This is a genomic window from Phenylobacterium sp. (assembly GCF_036263695.1).
Lineage (GTDB): Bacteria > Pseudomonadota > Alphaproteobacteria > Caulobacterales > Caulobacteraceae > Phenylobacterium.
In genome coordinates this window covers 1-3,527 of the sequence record NZ_DATAGM010000193.1, presented here as the reverse complement: position 1 = coordinate 3,527, position 3,527 = coordinate 1, and the positions used below count along the sequence as shown (strand labels likewise).

Here is a 3,527-nt window from a genome sequence, read left to right as displayed (position 1 = left end):
GAAATCCGCACGCACAAGCGCGTGCTCGACATCGTCGACCCCACCCCGCAGACCGTCGACGCTCTCATGAAGCTCGACCTGTCCGCCGGCGTGGACGTCGAGATCAAGCTCTAAGGGGACCCGTCGATGCGAACCGGCGTGATCGCCAAGAAACTGGGCATGGCGCGCTTCTTCGACGAAGCCGGCGTCCATGTGCCTGTAACCGTGCTCTCCCTCGACGGCTGCCAGGTCGTCGGCCAGCGCACCGCCGACAAGGATGGCTATGTCGCCCTCCAACTCGGGGCCGGCGTCAAGAAGGCCAAGAACACCTCCAAGGCCATGCGCGGCCACTTCGCCAAGGCGGAAGTGGAGCCGAAGCGGACCCTGGCCGAGTTCCGGGTCTCCGAGGACAACCTGATCGACGTGGGCGCGGAACTCACCGCCGACCACTTCGTGCCGGGCCAGAAGATCGACGTCACCGGCACTACGGTGGGTAAGGGCTTCGCCGGCGCGATCAAGCGCTGGAACTTCGGCGGCCTTCGCGCCACCCACGGCGTCTCGGTCTCCCACCGCTCGCACGGCTCGATCGGCCAGCGGCAGGACCCCGGCAAGGTGTTCAAGAACAAGAAGATGGCCGGCCACCTCGGCCAGGAAACCGTCACCACCCTCAACCTCACCGTCTGGCGCGTCGATCCCGAGCGCAACCTGATCCTGGTGAAGGGCGCCGTTCCCGGCACCGAGGGCTCCTACGTCAAGATCCGCGACGCCGTGAAGGCCGCCCTGCCGGCCGATGCGCCCAAGCCGGGCGCGTTCCGCAAGGCCGGCGGCGCCGCGCAACAAGCAGCCGCCGCTGAAGAGCTGGCGGTGACCGAAGCCGCCCCCGAGGCGCCCGCGGCCGGAGGCGAAGAGCAGCAATGAAACTCGACGTCATCAAACTCGACGGCGGCAAGGGCGGCTCGATCGACCTGCCGGACGACATCTTCGGCATCGAAGAGATCCGCGGCGACATCCTGCAGCGGTGCGTGACCTGGCAGCTGGCTAAGCGCCGGGCCGGCACCCACAAGATCCAGGTCCGCAACGAAGTCTCGCGGACCGGCAAGAAGATGTACCGCCAGAAGGGCACCGGCGGCGCCCGCCACGGCTCGCGCCGGGCGGCCCAGTTCGTCGGCGGCGCCAAGGCCCACGGGCCGGTCGTGCGCAGCCATGCGTTCGACCTGCCCAAGAAGGTCCGGGCGCTGGCGCTGAAGCACGCACTGTCGTCCAAGGCCAAGGCCGGCTCGCTGGTGGTGCTGGACTCCGCCACGCTGACCGAAGCCAAGACCGCCGCGCTGCGGGAAAGCTTCGGCAAGCTGGGCCTGACCAACGCCCTGGTGATCGGCGGCGCGCAGCTGGACACCAACTTCCAGCTGGCCGCCCGCAACATCCCCAACGTGGACGTCCTGCCGAGCGCCGGCCTGAACGTCTATGACGTCCTGCGCCGGCACACCCTGGTCCTGACCAAGGATGCAGTGGAAGCCATCCAGGCGCGGTTCGCTTCGAAGGAGGCCGCGTGATGGCCGAGCCCACCGCCCGCCACTACGACACCATCCTGTCCCCGGTGATCACCGAAAAGGCGACCCTGCTCTCGGAGCAGAACAAGGTCGTGTTCCGGGTCGCCGAGGACGCGTCCAAGGACGAGATCGCCGCTGCGGTCGAAGCGCTGTTCAAGGTCAACGTGACCAAGGTCAACACCCTGAATGTGAAGGGTAAGACCAAGCGCTTCCGCGGCCGGATCGGCCGTCGCTCGGACGTCAAGAAAGCCATCGTGACGCTGGCCGAAGGCCAGTCGATCGACATCACCACGGGGCTCTAGTTCGATGGCCTTGAAGACCTTCAATCCGACCTCGCCCGGCCGTCGTCAGCTGGTCCTGGTCGACAAGCGCGAGCTCCACAAGGGCAAGCCGGAGAAGTCCCTCGTCGAGGGCCTGACCAAGTCCGGCGGCCGGGGCGGCGGCGGCCGCATCGCGGTGCGATTCCGCGGCGGCGGCGCCAAGCGCCTCTACCGGGTCATCGACTTCAAGCGGCGCAAGTTCGACGTGCCCGCGACGGTCGAGCGCCTGGAGTACGACCCCAACCGCTCGGCGTTCATCGCCCTGGTGAAGTACCAGGACGGCGAGCTGGCCTACATCCTGGCCCCGCAGCGCCTGCGCGCCGGCGACCAGATCCTGGCGGCCGAGAAGACCGACGTGAAGCCGGGCAACGCCATGCCGCTGCGCTCCATGCCGATCGGCACCATCATCCACAACGTGGAGATGAAGCCGATGAAGGGCGGGCAGATCGCCCGCGCCGCCGGCGGCTATGCCCAGCTGGTCGGTCGTGACGCCGGCTACGCCCAGATCCGCCTGAATTCGGGCGAGCTGCGCATGGTGCCGGACGGCTGCATGGCCACGGTCGGCGCGGTGTCGAACCCGGACCACATGAACGAGGTCCTGGGCAAGGCCGGCCGCTCGCGCCACAAGGGCCGCCGCCCGCACGTCCGCGGCGTGGCCATGAACCCGATCGACCACCCGCACGGCGGCGGCGAAGGCCGCACCTCGGGCGGCCGTCACCCGGTCACCCCCTGGGGCAAGCCCACCAAGGGCCGCAAGACCCGCAGCAACAAGGCGACGCAGAAGTTCATCCTGCGTTCGCGCCACGCCAGGAAGTCCCGCTAATGACGCGCTCTGTCTGGAAAGGTCCGTTCGTCGACGGCTACCTGCTCAAGAAGGCCGAAACCCTTCAGGCCTCGGGCCGCAAGGACGTGATCAAGACCTGGTCGCGCCGCTCGACCATCATGCCCCAGTTCGTGGGCCTGACCTTCGGCGTTCACAACGGCCACAAGCACGTGCCGGTGCTGATCAGCGAAGACATGGTCGGCATGAAGCTCGGCGAGTTCGCCCCGACCCGGTACTTCCCCGGCCACGCGGCCGACAAGAAGGCCAAGAGGAAGTAGCCCGATGTCGAAGCCCAAGACCCAACGCCGGATCGGTCAGGCCGAAGCGATGGCCAAGGTGCGCACCCTGCGCACCAGCCCGCGCAAGCTCAACCTCGTGGCCGCCTCGATCCGCGGCCTGAAGGTGCAGCGCGCCCTGAACGAGCTGGAGTTCAGCCACAAGCGCATCGCCAAGGATGTGCGCAAGGCGCTCTACTCGGCCATCTCCAACGCCGAGAACAACCACAACCTCGACATCGACTCCCTGGTCGTGGCCGAGGCCTTCGTGGGCAAGAACCTGGTGATGAAGCGTTTCGCGGCGAGAGCCCGCGGCCGCGCGTCCCGCATCGAGAAGCCGTTCAGCGAGATCACCATCGTGGTCCGCGAGCTGGGTGAGGCCGCCTGATGGGTCAGAAAGTCAATCCGATCGGTCTGCGCCTCGGCGTCAACCGCACCTGGGACAGCCGCTGGTTCGCCGACGGCCACGACTACGGCCGGCTGCTGCACGAGGACATCAAGGTCCGCCGTGAGCTGAAGAAGCGCCTCTACCAAGCCGGCGTGTCGCGGATCATCATCGAGCGTCCGCACAAGAAGTGCC

At 67.7% G+C, this 3,527-nt stretch carries 7 protein-coding genes and 1 pseudogene; all 8 read left to right on the top strand.

Annotated features, from left to right (window positions below):
* Window positions 1-114 (top strand): 30S ribosomal protein S10 (locus tag VHK87_RS07955; protein WP_329634370.1); only part of this gene is annotated, 114 nt, incomplete at its 5' end.
* 12 nt (window positions 115-126) lie between these two features.
* Complete coding sequence (gene rplC / locus VHK87_RS07950) at window positions 127-897, top strand: 50S ribosomal protein L3 (RefSeq protein WP_329634369.1); 771 nt, start codon at window positions 127-129, stop codon at window positions 895-897.
* Window positions 894-1,532: a 50S ribosomal protein L4 gene (gene rplD / locus VHK87_RS07945; RefSeq protein WP_329634368.1), complete on the top strand. Its 639-nt coding sequence runs from the start codon at window positions 894-896 to the stop codon at window positions 1,530-1,532. The genes rplC and rplD overlap by 4 nt, the downstream gene beginning before the upstream one ends.
* The gene (locus VHK87_RS07940) at window positions 1,532-1,831 is read left to right on the top strand and encodes a 50S ribosomal protein L23 (protein WP_329634367.1); all 300 of its coding nucleotides are present in this window, start codon (window positions 1,532-1,534) and stop codon (window positions 1,829-1,831) included. Before rplD ends, VHK87_RS07940 begins: the two co-directional genes overlap by 1 nt.
* Window positions 1,832-1,835: 4 nt before the next feature.
* A complete protein-coding gene (rplB, locus tag VHK87_RS07935; protein ID WP_329634366.1) occupies window positions 1,836-2,672 on the top strand; it encodes a 50S ribosomal protein L2 in 837 nt (278 codons plus the stop codon).
* Window positions 2,672-2,950, top strand: a complete 279-nt coding sequence (gene rpsS, locus VHK87_RS07930) for a 30S ribosomal protein S19 (protein WP_329634365.1) — start codon at window positions 2,672-2,674, stop codon at window positions 2,948-2,950. The genes rplB and rpsS overlap by 1 nt, the downstream gene beginning before the upstream one ends.
* 4 nt (window positions 2,951-2,954) lie before the next feature.
* Window positions 2,955-3,335 (top strand): 50S ribosomal protein L22, encoded by a 381-nt coding sequence (gene rplV / locus VHK87_RS07925; RefSeq protein WP_329634364.1) that lies wholly within the window; start codon window positions 2,955-2,957, stop codon window positions 3,333-3,335.
* Window positions 3,335-3,527 (top strand): annotated as a pseudogene (locus tag VHK87_RS07920) (30S ribosomal protein S3); the annotation flags it as partial. The gene rplV and the pseudogene VHK87_RS07920, both read left to right, overlap by 1 nt.